At 56.3% G+C, this 1,189-nt stretch carries 1 rRNA gene (only partly in view); it reads right to left on the bottom strand.

Annotated elements, in window-relative coordinates:
* Positions 1–2: 2 nt before the first annotated feature.
* Positions 3–1,189, bottom strand: a 23S ribosomal RNA gene (locus ACFYST_RS36480) (it continues 1,629 nt past the right edge of the window).

Below are 1,189 nucleotides of genomic sequence, written 5' to 3'. Positions count from 1 at the left end.
CTGAGGACAAGCCCTCGGCCTATTAGTACCGGTCAACTCCACCCCTCACAGGGCTTCCATATCCGGCCTATCAACCCAGTCGTCTACTGGGAGCCTTACCCTCTCAAGGAGGTGGGAGTGCTCATCTCGAAGCAGGCTTCCCGCTTAGATGCTTTCAGCGGTTATCCCTCCCGAACGTAGCCAACCAGCCATGCCCTTGGCAGGACAACTGGCACACCAGAGGTTCGTCCGTCCCGGTCCTCTCGTACTAGGGACAGCCCTTCTCAACACTCCTACGCGCACAGCGGATAGGGACCGAACTGTCTCACGACGTTCTAAACCCAGCTCGCGTACCGCTTTAATGGGCGAACAGCCCAACCCTTGGGACCTACTCCAGCCCCAGGATGCGACGAGCCGACATCGAGGTGCCAAACCATCCCGTCGATATGGACTCTTGGGGAAGATCAGCCTGTTATCCCCGGGGTACCTTTTATCCGTTGAGCGACGGCGCTTCCACAAGCCACCGCCGGATCACTAGTCCCTACTTTCGTACCTGCTCGACCCGTCAGTCTCACAGTCAAGCTCCCTTGTGCACTTACACTCAACACCTGATTGCCAACCAGGCTGAGGGAACCTTTGGGCGCCTCCGTTACTCTTTAGGAGGCAACCGCCCCAGTTAAACTACCCACCAGACACTGTCCCTGATCCGGATCACGGACCCAGGTTAGACATCCAGCACGACCAGAGTGGTATTTCAACGGCGACTCCACCATGACTGGCGTCACGGCTTCAAAGTCTCCCACCTATCCTACACAAGCCGAACCGAACACCAATATCAAGCTATAGTAAAGGTCCCGGGGTCTTTCCGTCCTGCTGCGCGAAACGAGCATCTTTACTCGTAATGCAATTTCACCGGGCCTATGGTTGAGACAGTCGAGAAGTCGTTACGCCATTCGTGCAGGTCGGAACTTACCCGACAAGGAATTTCGCTACCTTAGGATGGTTATAGTTACCACCGCCGTTTACTGGCGCTTAAGTTCTCAGCTTCGCCCGACCGAAATCGGACTAACCGGTCCCCTTAACGTTCCAGCACCGGGCAGGCGTCAGTCCGTATACATCGCCTTACGGCTTCGCACGGACCTGTGTTTTTAGTAAACAGTCGCTTCTCGCTGGTCTCTGCGGCCACCACCAGCTCAGGGAGCAAGTCCCA

Origin of the sequence: Kitasatospora sp. NPDC004614 (assembly GCF_042873675.1) — a bacterium.
In the GTDB taxonomy this organism is placed as follows: Bacteria; Actinomycetota; Actinomycetes; order Streptomycetales; family Streptomycetaceae; genus Kitasatospora.
This window is presented reverse-complemented; position numbering and strand designations above follow the sequence as displayed.